The 14909-nt window shown below is 49.9% G+C and carries 10 protein-coding genes, 1 tRNA gene and 3 other RNA genes; 4 read left to right on the forward strand and 10 right to left on the reverse strand.

The genetic code is table 11. From position 1 onward, the window contains the following. The first annotated feature begins 9 nt into the window (after positions 1-9). Genes G5S52_RS22570 through copI form a run of 3 tightly spaced genes read left to right on the forward strand, consistent with a single transcriptional unit; the run spans position 10 to position 5513 of the window. Complete coding sequence (locus G5S52_RS22570; RefSeq protein WP_165018699.1) at positions 10-1755, forward strand: efflux RND transporter periplasmic adaptor subunit; 1746 nt, start codon at positions 10-12, stop codon at positions 1753-1755. Beyond that, positions 1752-4880 (forward strand): efflux RND transporter permease subunit, encoded by a 3129-nt coding sequence (locus tag G5S52_RS22575; protein ID WP_165018701.1) that lies wholly within the window; start codon positions 1752-1754, stop codon positions 4878-4880. The genes G5S52_RS22570 and G5S52_RS22575 overlap by 4 nt, the downstream gene beginning before the upstream one ends. 54 nt (positions 4881-4934) lie before the next feature. Further along, positions 4935-5513 carry a copper-resistant cuproprotein CopI gene (gene copI, locus G5S52_RS22580; protein WP_165018703.1) on the forward strand — a complete coding sequence of 193 codons (579 nt, stop codon included), beginning with the start codon at positions 4935-4937 and terminating at the stop codon, positions 5511-5513. A 52-nt stretch (positions 5514-5565) separates the two neighbouring features. On the opposite strand, the gene G5S52_RS22585 is transcribed toward copI, so the two are convergent. Next, a complete protein-coding gene (locus tag G5S52_RS22585; RefSeq protein ID WP_165018705.1) occupies positions 5566-7173 on the reverse strand; it encodes a glycoside hydrolase family 3 N-terminal domain-containing protein in 1608 nt (535 codons plus the stop codon). Between the two features lie 26 nt (positions 7174-7199). After that, a complete protein-coding gene (locus G5S52_RS22590; protein WP_165018706.1) occupies positions 7200-7850 on the reverse strand; it encodes a hypothetical protein in 651 nt (216 codons plus the stop codon). 556 nt (positions 7851-8406) lie between these two features. Here G5S52_RS22590 and G5S52_RS22595 point away from each other — a divergent pair. Then, positions 8407-9318 (forward strand): LysR substrate-binding domain-containing protein, encoded by a 912-nt coding sequence (locus G5S52_RS22595; RefSeq protein WP_165018708.1) that lies wholly within the window; start codon positions 8407-8409, stop codon positions 9316-9318. Positions 9319-9379: 61 nt separating this feature from the next. On the opposite strand, the gene G5S52_RS22600 is transcribed toward G5S52_RS22595, so the two are convergent. The 8 genes from G5S52_RS22600 to G5S52_RS22635 all read right to left on the reverse strand — a co-directional run bounded on the left by G5S52_RS22600 (position 9380) and on the right by G5S52_RS22635 (position 14908). Further along, on the reverse strand, positions 9380-10282 hold the full coding sequence (locus G5S52_RS22600; RefSeq protein WP_165018710.1) for a DMT family transporter: 903 nt from the start codon (positions 10280-10282) through the stop codon (positions 9380-9382). Continuing rightward, positions 10275-11339 (reverse strand): PLP-dependent cysteine synthase family protein, encoded by a 1065-nt coding sequence (locus G5S52_RS22605; RefSeq protein WP_165018712.1) that lies wholly within the window; start codon positions 11337-11339, stop codon positions 10275-10277. The genes G5S52_RS22600 and G5S52_RS22605 overlap by 8 nt, the downstream gene beginning before the upstream one ends. Beyond that, positions 11336-12703, reverse strand: coding sequence for an alanine racemase (locus G5S52_RS22610; protein ID WP_165018714.1), 1368 nt, complete (start codon positions 12701-12703; stop codon positions 11336-11338). Before G5S52_RS22610 ends, G5S52_RS22605 begins: the two co-directional genes overlap by 4 nt. A gap of 228 nt (positions 12704-12931) precedes the next feature. After that, positions 12932-13963, reverse strand: coding sequence for a hypothetical protein (locus tag G5S52_RS22615; RefSeq protein WP_165018716.1), 1032 nt, complete (start codon positions 13961-13963; stop codon positions 12932-12934). A 284-nt stretch (positions 13964-14247) separates the two neighbouring features. Further along, positions 14248-14394, reverse strand: a non-coding RNA gene (locus tag G5S52_RS22620) — RtT sRNA. A 43-nt stretch (positions 14395-14437) separates the two neighbouring features. Then, positions 14438-14583, reverse strand: a non-coding RNA gene (locus G5S52_RS22625) — RtT sRNA. 44 nt (positions 14584-14627) lie between these two features. Next, a non-coding RNA gene (locus tag G5S52_RS22630) (RtT sRNA) lies at positions 14628-14773 on the reverse strand. 44 nt (positions 14774-14817) lie between these two features. Further along, a tRNA-Ser gene (locus G5S52_RS22635) sits at positions 14818-14908 on the reverse strand. Between the last annotated feature and the right edge of the window lies 1 nt (position 14909).

A 14909-nucleotide genomic window follows, 5' to 3' on the forward strand; every position in this document is an offset into this window, starting at 1 on the left:
GAAAGAACAATGAAAACAATGCAAGTAGCCACATTGGCGTTACTGGTCGGTGGCGTGATTGGGTTTAGCGCGAATCAATTTATGGCAGGGCACCTCTCTTCGGCACACAGCCACGATATGTCGGCCATGGCGGAAAGCACTTCATCTGCTGGCTCAGACGAGCCTCTGTACTGGGTCGCGCCGATGGACCCTAACTATCAGCGCGATAAGCCGGGTAAATCACCGATGGGGATGGATTTGATTCCGATTTATGCCGAAGACCTGGCAGGAGGTAACGACAAACCCGGCACAGTGAAAATCGACCCTGCGGTTGAAAATAACCTTGGCGTGAAAACTGCGGCCGTTGAGTTATCCCAACTATCACCACGCATCGAAACCGTCGGTTACATCGCCTTTGATGAGAGCCTGCTATGGCAAACCAACGTCCGTGTCGCGGGCTGGGTTGAGAAACTTTACATCAACGCAGTCGGAGAGAAAGTCAGTAAAGGCGATGTGCTTTTCACGCTCTACTCTCCTGAACTGGTCAAAGCACAGGAAGAACTGCTCAACGCCTACCGCACTGGCCGAAATGGGCTGGTCAAAGGTGCGACTGAGCGTCTGGTTTCACTTGGCGTTGACCGTGAACAGATCCAACAAATCAAAAAGCGGGGAAAAGCTTCCCAAACTATTGAAGTTAAAGCACTCGCAGACGGCGTTATCGCAAGCCTGAACATCCGCGAAGGGGGTTACCTTTCCCCTGCCCAAGCGGTTATCAGTGCTGGCCCATTGGAAGAAGTCTGGGTTGATGCCGAAGTCTTCGAACGTCAGGCGCACTGGGTAAAAGCAGGCAGCAAAGCCACCATGACGCTCGACGCGATTCCCGGTCAGGAATGGCAAGGCAAGGTCGACTACGTTTATCCGATTCTGGACCCGAAAACCCGCACCCTTCGCGTTCGCCTGAAATTCTCGAATCAGGATGGCGATCTCAAGCCCAACATGTTCGCCAATATCGCGTTGCAACCCGTGACCGATGAGGCGGTGCTGACTATTCCTAAGTCGTCAGTGATCCGCTCTGGCGGCATGACCCGCGTTGTATTAGCCGAAGGTGAAGGCAAATATCGCTCTGCCCGCATCGAGGTTGGTCGAGAAGCAGGCGATAAAATCGAGGTGCTGCAAGGGCTGACAGAGCAAGACCGCATTGTCACTTCTGCACACTTCATGCTGGATTCTGAGTCAAGCCAATCTGCAGATTTAGCGCGCATCTCTTCTTCTCAAGATCAGGGTGTAGAGCCACCACCTGAAACCCAGTGGGCAAAAGGCGAAATCACTAACGTGATGGCAGGCCACCGCATGCTGACCATCAACCATGAACCCGTTCCTGAATGGAACTGGCCAGGCATGGTGATGGATTTCACCTTTGCAGAAGGCATCGAAATGGGCAACTTCTCTGCAGGTCAGGCAATTGACTTCGAGATGCAGAAAGGCGCTTCCGGTCAATACGAAATCGTTGATTACAAAGTCAGTGAAAGCACAACACCAAATGAAGTTTGGGTCGTCGGCGATATCTCCATGTTAATGGCAGATTTCGGGATGATCACACTCAACCACCAGCCAGTAGATGAGTGGAACTGGGAAGCAGGAGAAATGAACTTCTCGGTGGATGGAGACGTTGACCTTGGCAGCTTTGCAGAAGGTCAGACGGTACGTTTTCAGGTTCAGAAAAACGGTTCTGACTACACACTGAAAGCGCTGGAGCTGAATGGAGGTAATCAATGATTGGCGCGATTATTCGCTGGTCGATTGCCAACCGTTTTCTGGTGTTGGTCGCGACCTTATTCCTGACGTTGGGTGGTCTCTATAGCGTAAAAAATACGCCTGTTGATGCCATTCCTGATTTGTCTGATGTTCAGGTGATCATCAAAACCACCTATCCCGGCCAAGCGCCACAGGTAGTGGAAGATCAGGTCACCTACCCTCTCACTACCGCGATGTTGGCGGTGCCGGGTGCGGAAACCGTACGCGGGTATTCCTTCTTTGGCGACTCGTACGTTTACATCATTTTCAATGATGATACCGACATGTATTGGGCTCGCTCCCGTGTTTTGGAATACCTAAGCCAGGTTGCACCCAAACTGCCGCCGAATGCCAAACCCACCCTGGGGCCAGATGCTACCGGTGTGGGCTGGATTTACAGCTACGTGATGCAGGACAAAACCGGACAACACGATCTGGCTGAGCTTCGCAGCTTGCAGGATTGGTTCCTGAAGTACGAGCTTCAAACGGTCGAAGGTGTGTCAGAAGTGGCCACTGTCGGCGGCATGGTGAAGCAATATCAGGTGCAAATTGACCCTGCCAAACTGCGTGCTTATGACCTGACCTTGCAACAGGTCAACATGGCCATCCAGAACGGCAACCAAGAAGCGGGCGCGTCGGTGATCGAAATCGCTGAAGCCGAACACATGGTGCGCACCACAGGTTACCTTTCCAGCGTGGAGGATATTCAATCACTGCCTATCAAGGTCACCGACAAAGGCACGCCTCTGTTGCTGGGTGACATCGCGGACATCAACATCGGCCCTCAAATGCGCCGCGGTATTTCCGAGTTTAACGGTGAAGGTGAAGCGGTTGGCGGCGTGATTGTGATGCGCTTTGGCGAGAACGCCAGCGAGGTGATTACCAACGTTAAAACCAAACTGGAAGACCTCAAACGTAGCTTGCCGGAAGGTGTGGAAATCGTCCCGACCTATGACCGCTCGACGCTGATTGATGCGGCCGTTGAGAACCTTTGGAAGAAGCTGGCGGAAGAGTTCATCGTGGTTGCGGTGGTCTGTGCCCTGTTCCTGTTCCATATCCGCTCGTCGCTGGTTATCGCCATCAGTTTACCTATCGGAATTCTGTCTGCGTTTATCGTGATGCACTGGCAAGGCATTAACGCCAACATCATGTCGTTAGGCGGTATCGCCATTGCCATCGGTGCCATGGTGGACGGCGCGATCGTGATGATAGAGAACGTCCATAAGCATATTGAACGAACGCCGCTGACGGACAAAAACCGCTGGCAGGTGATCAGCAAAGCCGCAGAGGAAGTCGGTGCGCCACTGTTCTTCTCGCTGCTGATCATTACGCTGAGCTTTGTTCCTGTGTTCGCCCTGGAAGGTCAGGAAGGCAAGATGTTCTCGCCGCTGGCATTCACCAAAACCTACGCAATGGCTGCCGCTGCGGGTTTGGCGATCACGCTCGTGCCTGTGCTGATGGGTTATTTCATTCGCGGAAAGGTACTGCCTGAGAACAAGAACCCTGTAAACCGCGGTTTGGTGGCGCTGTATCGCCCACTATTGAACCTCAGCCTGAAGTTCCCGAAAACCATGATTGTGGTAGCAATCGCACTGATGGCATCAGCTTACTACCCGACCAGTAAGCTCGGCAGCGAATTCATCCCGCCACTGGATGAAGGCGACCTGATGTACATGCCTACCACTTACCCTGGCATTTCCATCGGTAAAGCGCGCGAACTGCTGCAACAGACTAACAAGCTCATCAAAACCGTACCGGAAGTGGAATCTGTCTGGGGCAAGATTGGCCGCGCCGAGACCGCAACTGACCCTGCACCGCTGACCATGATTGAAACCGTCATCCAACTGAAACCGCGTGAAGAATGGCGTGACGGTGTCACGACAGATTCACTGCGTAAGGAGTTCGATGATCTGGTGAAATTCCCGGGATTAACCAATGCATGGGTGATGCCGATTAAAACCCGTATCGACATGCTGGCAACAGGCATCAAGACACCGATTGGTATCAAGATCGCAGGTCCAGATTTGGCCGTGATTGAAACCATTGGTTCCCAACTTGAGCCAATCCTTAATGGCGTTGAAGGAACAGCCTCAGTTTATGCAGAACGCGTTGCTGGCGGGCGTTACGTCACCATCGACATCAAACGTCGTGCCGCCGCCCGTTACGGCCTCAGCATCAAAGATGTTCAGCAGGTCATTACTACAGCTGTGGGTGGCATGAATGTCGGAGAAACCATCGAAGGCTTGGAGCGCTACCCCATCAACGTGCGCTATCCGCAAGATTACCGCGACTCAGTGGTGAAGCTTCAGGAGCTGCCTTTGGTAACACCAAACGGTGCACGTATTGCTCTGGCGGACGTCGCGGATATTCGCTACGAAGATGGCCCTCCGATGATCAAAACGGAAAACGCGCGTCCTAACGGCTGGGTGTTTGTCGATATCGATGGCCGTGATCTGGGCTCTTATGTGGCAGAAGCACAGCAAACCGTCGCAGAACAGTTGGTACTGCCAGCAGGGTACTCGCTCGCATGGTCAGGGCAATACGAATACATGGAACGCGCCAAAGAACGCCTAAGCGTTGTGGTTCCTGTGACGATCGCCATCATCATGCTGCTGCTTTACATGAGTTTCCGCCGCGTCGGTGAAGTGCTGATCATCATGGCTACCCTGCCACTCTCTCTGGTCGGCGGCTTGTGGCTGATGCACTACCTTGGCTTCAACTTCTCCGTTGCTGTTGGTGTTGGTTTTATCGCCCTTGCCGGTGTTGCAGTCGAGATTGGGGTCATCATGCTGGTTTACCTCAATCAGGCTTGGCATTACCGCAAACTCCACTCACAGGAAGAAAACCAACCACTCTCAATCACGGATTTAACAGATGCCATTCGCGAAGGTGCAGGCCTGCGTGTGCGTCCGGTCATGATGACGGTGCTGACAGTCATTATCGGCCTTATCCCCATCATGTATGGCGAGGGTACAGGCTCTGAGGTCATGCAACGTATCGCCGCGCCAATGATTGGCGGCATGGCCTCTGCCCTGCTGCTCACCCTGCTGGTTCTCCCAGCCATCTTCAAGCTTTGGAAAAACAAAGAAGTCACCCAAAACGCATAACAAATCCACTGGGCTTTTCAGCCCAGTGATAAGCATTTTTAAAAGGAAAACACGATGAAAAAGACACTGATTGCACTTTCTCTGGCTCTGGTTACCACTGGTGTATTTGCACAAGCAATGGATCATTCAAAAATGGCTCACGGTTCTATGGACCACAGCACGATGAATCATGGAGAAATGGATCAAAGCGCCATGGGTCATGGTGATATGGACCACTCTAAAATGGACCATTCAAACATGATGAACATGGAAGGCATGTCAGCGGTAGGTATGCCAGCTAACGGCGCGAAGCCCGACAAAGTGGTTCACGTTATCCTGACTGATGACATGCGCATCAACTTCAAAAAAGATGTGAAGATTGAACCTAACGATGTGGTGCAGTTCGTGGTGATGAACGTGGGTAAAATCGACCACGAGTTTTCTATCGGCTCGATGGAAGAGCAACTGAAACATCGTGAGATGATGAAAACCATGACAGGCCATCACGATCATGATTCGGGCAGTACTGTGACCGTGAAGCCAGGTAAAGCCAAACAACTACTATGGCACTTCCACGGCGACAAAAATGTGGAATTTGCTTGTAACATCCCAGGCCACACAGAAGCTGGTATGGTGAAGAGTGTGAAGCTCTAAAATCCACCACAAAAAATAGCCGCTTATCGCGGCTATTTTTTCCAACCGAACATCACTTCACGCGACTCACCGCGATACCGTAAGCCTCGGGAATCTTCCCTAGTAGAACATTGGCCGCCGCTTCTGCACTTTCCGGTCTTGAAGAGTGTGCGCATAGGTAGTGAGTCACATCAGGGTAAACCAACAGGTCATAAGGGCTTCGCAATGCAACCACAATCAAGTTGTCGAAATCCCGGCTGAGCTGTTGAACCGTTTCTTTCGCCTTCACCTGGTCAAAGTCTTCTCCCGGCAATGGGTAGTTTTCTGTGACCACCACCAAATAGCCATCATCACAGTGATTCAGTGTTTCGAGTGTCACCTCTCGGCTATTGCTATGTTCCCGCAGAAGCACCTCTCTAAAGGTGCCAAACGCGGATTCTGCCTGATTCGGACCAATGCCCCGTGGATTCATCAGGTTGTGATAGCTTTCCACAGGCGTAGCGTTCAGCAAGTAAACCGGTTTCTCAGCCACATCTTCCAAGCCGCCACGAATCCAGGTAACAGCGTTTTCCGCCACTTCACTGGCAATCAGCCTGTTTTGTGCGAAGGAGACCTCGGCATAACGCGCTTGAGGCACAAGTTTGTCCAGTTTAAATGCCAGGACGCGCTCCAGCGCAGAATCAATCACGGACTCGTCCAAATCACCAGATTCCACCGCATCAATCAAGCCATGGATCATTGCCAATTGCTTGTCGAGATACGCATCAGAATGGTCGTAGTGCTCTTCTGAAAGCATAATCATGGTAATACCCGCTTTCATTGCCTTCACTGCTGCCTCTAATGGGGTGTAATGGTTTTGGATCGCGCCCATGTTCATGCTGTCTGAAATGATGATGCCATCGAAACCCATATCCTGACGCAGCACCTGCTGCAAAATCGCCGGAGACAAGGTAGCCGGATATTCCCTGTCAATTTGTGGATAGAGAATATGACTGGTCATGATGAGATCGACACCTGCATCGATTGCGGCCTGGAATGGCGCTAAATCGTTGGCTTTAAGCTCGTCATAGGATTTATCAACCCGTGGGATTTCACGGTGTGTGTCACCATGGGTATCACCATGTCCAGGAAAGTGTTTGGCACAGGCGACAATACTGCCAGCATGAAGTCCTTTCACTGCTGCGGCTGAGTGGTCACTGACTTTATCCGGCTGATCACCAAAAGATCGTGTGTCGATGATCGGAGAGGCTGGGTTCAGGTTCACATCACAGCAAGGGCCGAGAATACAGTTAAAGCCTGCGTTTCGCATTTCATCGCCGCAGACTTTGTACATCAACTCTGTCCCTTCAGTGCTGTTTTGCACGCCTAAAGCCAGATTCCCTGGGCCAGTTGTGGATTCACCCACCAATACGCCCCATGCCCCTTCCTGATCCACACCAAGCAACAGCGGCAATCGATGATTTCTTTCGAGCAAATCATCAAGCGCTTTGTTGAGGTTGTGGGCCTCTTCAAAAGTTTCCGCATTGTCTTGGCTCAGATAACAGCCACCAAGGTTGTACTCGGTAATCATGCGCTCTGCTGTGGCAGCTGATTTCCCGGGAAACGCCAGAATGAACAATTGCCCGACTTTCTCTTTGAGACTCCATCCAGCAATCAGGTCCGCGACCTTTTCTTGGCTCATTTCTCTCTCCTTAACAGGGTGATGAATCAGTGTTGTTTCGAATGACAGTTATCTGGGTTGGCAGCAAAGAAATAGGCTTTCGCGGCATTCTGCGCATGTTGATAGGCTTGCTGCTCGTCGACAGCTTGTTGGATTTGTTTGATGTCGAGGGAAAGTAGAATAATCAACTCTCCAATGTTGCTCATTCGCGCCACTTTCCAATCTGATTCACGTTGCAGGAACTGAATACCAACCACCAGCCAGTGGCGTTTTGTCCCACGGTCAAAACCTTCCTGATAGATCCCAAGTGTTGCTAAGTCATAGTGATAAGCAGATTTTGGCTGTTTCAGGTATTGGTGGCTGTATTCGTATCTCTCATCTGCGCCAAAAGGCACCTGCTCCTTTTGAGGAAAAGAAGATGCGATGACTGTGTTAGAAAAGTAGGCTCGCTTGGCCGGTAATTCATTGAGATAGCGATATTGACGAGCCGCAGCTTCACCTGCGACTTGCTTCAAAGCTTTCCTGAAAACCTGATCAGTTTCGAGCACGTTTAAAACTGGTTGACCAGATGGTGACATTTTCAGACAAACGAAGTAATCGTAGTAAGGGAAGCGTTCTAAGGAATAAATTTGACGGGAGTCGATGTCGATTTTGGGATAAGCATTAAGCGGAGCGGCCTGCGAAGCTATGGCCGACATGGACAAAAAAGCCCCCGTTAAAATCGTCTTAATTTGCACCCAGCCCACCTTCAATGAATCCAAGTTCAATGAATTCATCTTAATTTAAGAGTTTGAATTTAGGCGAGATAAAAACTTAGCGCAAAGATAAAAAAGCAGGTGCCATCGCAAAACACGACAAGTCGAGGTCTCTCTTTTTCTTCGAAAGTGCGCGGGATATTTTCAATTTGTTTTGGCAGTTGAGTGAGACTAACAAAAAAGGGAATTGCTCCTCCACTTACCAATGTCATGAGCACAATTCATTGATCGAACTAACAACAATATGACCAAATAAACATACATCATCTTCTAAAGCCGAAATGACCATAAAACTGGATGAAGTGTAAAATTTTCCGACAAAAGCACTAAATACAGGGGTAAACTAAGCGATGACTCACTACTCTCTGTAACAAACGTGTGAACATAATTAGATTCACCTCTCATATCAAACCCAAAAATTCGGACATGCATTGCAACACCGAGACAACAGAGGTCATATAATCTTTCCACTATTGAAACAGGACTCAATAATTAACCGATGTCACGATGCACTCCCTCTTATAAAAGCCTTGAAGTGTTCCTCGCTGTTGCCAGAACCCAATCCTATTTCCTCGCCGGAGAGGAAATGTGTATCGATGCAACAGGCGTCTACAAGCACATTAAGACTGTCGAGAATTACTTTGATCAGCGACTGGTGCTTGGCAGTAAGGGGAACGTAAAACTCAGTGAAGCCGGAAAGCAATTGGCAAAGCAATTGAATGATGGCTTCGAGATCATCAACTCTGCTTGTTCAACCCTGAAAAAAGATGATTCGCTGAATGTAAAACTCCCTATTTCCTTCGGACTGCGATGGCTGCTTCCTAACACTCACGATAATTTTTCATTAGCCTCCGAGTTCGGCCAATTTCACTTTCATGTTGCCTACAGCCACACCATCGACTTTGCCGATGAAGACTTTGATATGGCCGTGGTTTATACCGTTAACAACAAAGACCAAAAGTTCTACGATGAGCGGCTTGTTGCCGTCGCTAAGCCTGAATACCTTGAAACGCTCATCGACGCCTCTTGGCCCGAGTTACTTAAACACGGACGTATCGTTCATCCTTCTTCAACAGAAGCTGATTGGGAGATTTTCCTGGACAAGTTGGATATGGATGTTCGCCAAAGTTGGTGTTCGCAACGAATGATGACGGATTCCATTAGCAGTGCCATCTCTATCGTTAAAGAGATTGGTGGGATAGCCGTCGTTGACCCTCTTTTTATTCAAAATGAACTCGCCAGCGGAGAGTTGGTCATGGTGACGCCGGAAGTTGTGCCGACAGGCTTTGGCTATAAGCTTGCTGGCTCGCGCGTTATGCCGGACGAAGACGCTTATCGCTTTTTGGAAAAGTGGCTGACAGAAAATTGCCAGTTCAATCTCCCTGCTCTATCACAGGCTGATGTCGCATAAAAAGAAACTCGCCGTAGGGCGAGTTTTTTATCGTGTGTAGTGGCTCATCTAACAGAGCGTATTAAGAGTTTACTGGCACTTCGTCACCTGACTCATCGCGCTGCTTTTCACCCGGTCTTCGCATGTTTGCTAACATGCTTGCTCCTAAGATCAATGCACCACAGACCACATCAGACAATGTTGGGACTTCTTTGAAGAACATCACGCCGATGATGAATGCCATAGGTACTGACAGGTACAACAACACACTGCCTGTTGCCACATGCGCACGACGAAACCCCATAATAATAAAATAGTTATAGGCATTACCCAATACGGCTGCGAGAAGTACAATACCCCATTGCATAGCCGAAATTTCAACCCAGCCTTCCACGAACACCGTCATTGGGAGGGATACTGCGGCCAACGGTACTGCCAACCAGAACAGCATAAACTGAGGGTTTTCCTCTGATCCCAAACGCTTATTCAACACGTGCTCAATCGCCAGCATCAGCGCCGCCACAATTGGCGCAATCACACTGAATCCGCTGCCTGCATCTTCTGGTCGATTGATGTAAAACACTGCACCAAAGCCGACTAGACTCGCGATAACGTTCTTCAACGAAATCTTTTCACCAAGTAAAAAAACAGCCAGCGGGATAATGAAAATGGGCTCTGCAAACAGAATGGTAATCACGGTGGCAAACGGTAGGTTGGCCAAGGAGTAAAACAAGGCGTAGCAACCCACCAGATTGAGCGCAAAGCGCCAGTAGTAGATACGGCGATCTTTAATCTTCTCGCGCTTTTTCCAGTAGTAGGCCACCACAGGCAGGATGACTAAAGCGCCGATTATCCAGCGCATAAAGAGTAACTGCCAAGTACCTATATCACCACCAGCGAGCTTGATGAATGCATCCATGGCTGTCGCGGAAACGACAGCCAGGAAAATCATCGCCAACCCAGTCCAATGTGTTTCTCTATGCAAAAGACGCCTCCTTGTCCTCTTGCTCAGCATCAAACCATGGCGTTTCCATACGCTGTGGTTTAGCAACAACATCGTTTAAGTACTCATAAACAGAGCCATGGTAAAGTCCTTTACCATGCAGCCACTCATCGTTGTAAACCGTGTTCAGGTACTTTTCCCCGCCATCGCAAATCAGGCAAACCATGTTGCCGCTGCCTTCACGCTTCGCACAGCGTTTAATGGCTTCGTAAATCGCGCCACCCGCTGAACCACCCACCAGCAATCCGTGCTCGCGGGCGAGATATCGACAGGTCGTGAAAGCTTCCGCATCGCTGACGCGAACCCCTTCGTCGAGAAGTTCAGGGTCGTAAAATGGCCCCATCACATCCCCTTCTGGCATGCCTGTTCCGGATTGCCAGTAAGGCCCACTTGGGAAGCCGAAAATCACCGAACCAACGGGTTCCACACCAATAATTTCCAGCGCTGGATAACGAACGCGAAGTGCCTCGCCTACACCAACAATACTTCCGCCTGTGCCAACGCAGCAAACCAGGCTATCAAGGTTGTCGCCAAGTTGCTCCTGAAGTTCTACCGCCAGCGTGTTGGTGTAACCTGCAGGGTTCGCGGCGTTGTTGCATTGGTCCATAAACAGACCACCATCAATCGAAGCTGCGAGATTTCGTGCAGTTTCAATGCGGGCAACCGTTGCCACTTCATCATCGGCAAAATCACCTTCCAACAGATGTATTTTCCCGCCATAGGCTTTGACTGCTGCGAGCTTGTCAGGTGCCGCATGGTGATCGACAACTGCAATGAAGTTGATGCCAATCTCCGCACACATGTAAGCAAGCGCAGTGGCTGTGTTTCCGGAAGAAGATTCCACCACTGTTCCGCCGCGCTTTAATCGGCCAGAGCGTAGCGCATCAAAAAGCATTTCACGCGCCATGCGATCTTTCATGCTTTGTCCGGGATTATTCTTTTCCACTTTCAGCCAAAGTGTCCAATCACTGTGGGCAAACCTCAGAGCAAGCATCGGTGTCTCACCAATCATCTGGTGCATTGCTGTGCAGAGTTTCATCCTCGTACCTCCTCGATTGAAAAAGAATCTTCCTTGTTATCCAGAACAACTTTGTTAGGGATAGGCAAACCATGAAAACGGGTTTCCAGCAGGTCCATCAGGTAACCGGCTGTATTGTTGAAAACCAGCAAGTCGCCAGCTTTGGGCATTTGGGAGAAAGGCACCTTGCGGTAAGTCAGTACATCTTCTTCAAGGCAACTTTGCCCGGCGATATAGGCGCAGACAGCATTTGTCGATTTAGTCGTTTCTTGAGAGGCAGGAATATGAACAGGATCGACGATAAATTCCGAATTGAACCAGGTTTCCGAGAAGCTGAAGCTGAGGCCTTTTACTACGACACAGTGGTCTCCAGCATTAGTGGTTTTAGTGCCCAGCACCTCAAAAGCGGTGAAGCCAGCGCCATCTGTTAGTGCACGTCCCGGTTCAACACTGAGTTCAATGTTGTTCGCTTTCAAACGCTCAGCATTGCCGCTTTCTGTCAGCACTTTTTCTAAAGCAGTCTCCAACGTATCTGGGTGCCAGTAAGGGTAAAAACTTTTTGGCATTCGGCCCGCAACAAAGTCCTGTTTGTCGATGGCATTTTGAAAGCGTCGCCAAGTGGCTTCTTCGACATAGCGAAGCGGGTAACCGCCGCCAATGTTTATTGCTTTCCAACGAATGTCAGCGCCATACCGCAACGCATCAGCCACATCCAGCAAGTCAGAAAGTGCTTTACCACGTTCTAGCGGGCAGTAACCGGAAAGGTGAAAGCCTGCCCCCTCGAGTTCAATGTTCGATAAGCTGTCAGCAACCAAAGAGGCGGCTTTCAACTTGACTGTATTCATCCCAAAACGTGTATGAGGCTGTTCTGCATTCCAGCGAAGTAGCACACGGGCGGTTTTTCCAATCGATACCGCAAGATTCTGGATTTGAAGCAATTCTTCATCGCTATCGACAACAATTCGAGCATTCTGCCTCAGTGCCAGTGTCAAAAACTCCACGGATTTAAATGGCCCAGATAAGCTGCAGTCTCGCCCGCACACTCCTTGCGTGAGTGCTAGTTGAAACTCTTCAAGCGATGACACATCAATGCCAATTCCTTCCTCAGCGGCGGCCTTTACCAACGCAGCAGAACGATTGGTTTTCATGGCATACAACACCTGAAAACGCTCTCCTAAATATCGGGAAAGTGCGTGCTTCACACCTACAATATTTTGCTTAATTCGATGGGGTAGCATGGCGTGAAATGGGGTGTTTGCTGCTTTGGTAATAAAGGGAAAGAGTTGGCGATAAGGAAGCGACAGATCCTCTTTTGCGGGGTAACGGGTGTCGAAGCCGTTATTCGCTTCCACCACCGTCATCGTGTCCATACTGATATTATTCATTGCGTCTCCAGCGTCCAGGCTACAAATCAGGACAGCCGCGTGAAAAATTCAAGCATCTTGGCTGTATTCAAATATCCGAACAATCTGAGGCACTCGTTCCTGAGAGCATCAGATTGTCGGTATCTATGATTAATTTTCAGGACATCACACGCTATGGAAATAAGTGCACATTAGTTTGCAGTTTTTGCATCCCTTTGCTGTAAAAGCACTCTTTTTCTTTCGCGACAACTAACTAAATACTGGAGGTGGCGTTATCTCGCTCGCTGGAGCCTGTGGCGCATAATCCGCATGCTTAGGAACCGTTCTTCCTACGCCAGAGTTGGTAAGGAAAGGGATTATCCAAATCAGCCAAGGTGGTTGCGGACAATCAAACGCTGAAGACGTGTCGGACAATACTGCTTCCGTAAATGGAGCACCAAGCTGATAGATATCACCGGTGCTGAGTTCAAACTCAGCCAGAACATGCTGCCAGACAGATTTGCTCATCCATTTTTTGAGAAGCACTTCATAACTGACCCGCACCAGTTCTGCCTTCATTTGCTCATCATGGCTCAGTCTTTCTTCCAAACTAGCAAGTGGCGGTGGAAGGCGTTCGCCTATCATGAGTTGAACCATGTCTATGACAGTCAGACGCACAACGCCGTATCCCATGAGATCAAAAACGACAGAAGGCAAATCTGCGCGCTGGCATCCAACCAACGGACGGCTCATGTCTTCAACGTTCCGAAGCTTGACCCTAAACGAAGCTAACATTTGGTCTTTGCTATCGGTCGCAGCTGCCCGTCCTTGCTGTCCTGACATGATAGTCAGCGCGCGGAGCCGATGGAGCGTGGCGAGAACAAGGCTAAGCGCCATGTCCGCCTCTTTTTTGCTCTCAACAGTGCGGCTGAAATTCCCTTGTGAGTACCCGCTTAACCTACATAATTGAACCGGGCTGAAATTCAGCTTCTCCAATTCTTTGCGTACAGCTTCTGAAGGAGGCGCATATAGCCTCAACATATGGCAAGCCGTGGACTGCAGCTCACGCACCAGCATAGCTGTACTTTCTGCATCACCCCAACGGTTCAGCGGAAACAGAGCAGGTAAGAATTTTGATGTAGCGCGGACGGAGCCATCTTGCATACCGGCAAGGCAAAACATATCGCTCCAAGAAAGAACGACGGTGTCAGTGCGTTCCCGATAACAGAGGTCTGCAGTAAAAGTGCCGTTGTCCTGAAATGACAACGGGCGAAGGCAATGGGCATAAGTTGGTTGTGTCATCACTCCCCCCTAAATCAACAGCGAGGTATATACAACGCTAACTTCTTGGGTCAGCTCGAGTAGATGACAGCCTACAAGCTATAGCTGGGGGATATTTGGAATTGTTTGCAACCGCAATTGCAGGAAATGCACCTTTATGATTTCCAAACACTTTTGTTGCATATTGAGAGCGCATTACAAAAGCCCACCAAATAGGCAGGCTTCTATATCGATGAAAAGCAACTAGATATCAGAGCAGTATAAAAAACGAAAAAGCCCGCTCATTGAGCGGGCTTAATCTAATATGGCGGAGAGATAGGGATTTACTCGGTCGCAAGCTCCCTTGCCCTTCGGGCCGTTGCCTACTCGGCTTCGCCTGGCAACGTTGTCTCGCTTCGCTCGGCTGAACCCATAGGGTCTAGGGTTCTGCACCCTATCTCTTACGAGGCTAAAAATGCAAAAAGGCCGCTGATAGTTCAGCGGCCTTTTCTAATGTGGCGGAGAGATAGGGATTTACTCGGTCGCAAGCTCCCTTGCCCTTCGGGCCGTTGCCTGCTCGGCTTCGCCGGGCAACGTTGTCTCGCTTCGCTCGGCTGAACCCAGGGTCTGGGGTTCTGCATCCCTATCTCCACAAGTTTATTCCACATACGAAAAAGCCCGCTCATTGAGCGGGCTTAATCTCATATGGCGGAGAGATAGGGATTTACTTGGTCGCAAGCTCCCTTGCCCTTCGGGCCGTTGCCTGCTCGGCTTCGCCGGGCAACGTTGTCTCGCTTCGCTCGGCTGAACCCAGGGTCTAGGGTTCTGCATCCCTATCTCCACAAGTTTATTCCACATACGAAAAAGCCCGCTCATTGAGCGGGCTTAATCTAATATGGCGGAGAGATAGGGATTTGAACCCTAGATACGCTATTAACGTATGCCGGTTTTCAAGACCGGTGCTTTCAACCACTCAGCCATCTCTCCG

The organism is Grimontia sedimenti, assembly GCF_011045095.1.
Classification (GTDB): domain Bacteria; phylum Pseudomonadota; class Gammaproteobacteria; order Enterobacterales; family Vibrionaceae; genus Enterovibrio; species Enterovibrio sedimenti.

What these genes read in the sequence shown, in the direction of transcription:
- G5S52_RS22570 (WP_165018699.1), top strand. Translation starts at nt 10, where the DNA reads ATGAAAACAATGCAAGTAGCCACATTGGCGTTACTGGTCGGTGGCGTG.
- G5S52_RS22605 (WP_165018712.1), bottom strand. Translation starts at nt 11,339, where the DNA reads ATGAAACTCTGCACAGCAATGCACCAGATGATTGGTGAGACACCGATG.
- G5S52_RS22615 (WP_165018716.1), bottom strand. Translation starts at nt 13,963, where the DNA reads ATGACACAACCAACTTATGCCCATTGCCTTCGCCCGTTGTCATTTCAG.
- G5S52_RS22585 (WP_165018705.1), bottom strand. Translation starts at nt 7,173, where the DNA reads ATGAGCCAAGAAAAGGTCGCGGACCTGATTGCTGGATGGAGTCTCAAA.
- G5S52_RS22610 (WP_165018714.1), bottom strand. Translation starts at nt 12,703, where the DNA reads ATGAATAATATCAGTATGGACACGATGACGGTGGTGGAAGCGAATAAC.
- G5S52_RS22595 (WP_165018708.1), top strand. Translation starts at nt 8,407, where the DNA reads ATGTCACGATGCACTCCCTCTTATAAAAGCCTTGAAGTGTTCCTCGCT.
- G5S52_RS22575 (WP_165018701.1), top strand. Translation starts at nt 1,752, where the DNA reads ATGATTGGCGCGATTATTCGCTGGTCGATTGCCAACCGTTTTCTGGTG.
- copI (WP_165018703.1), top strand. Translation starts at nt 4,935, where the DNA reads ATGAAAAAGACACTGATTGCACTTTCTCTGGCTCTGGTTACCACTGGT.
- G5S52_RS22590 (WP_165018706.1), bottom strand. Translation starts at nt 7,850, where the DNA reads ATGTCGGCCATAGCTTCGCAGGCCGCTCCGCTTAATGCTTATCCCAAA.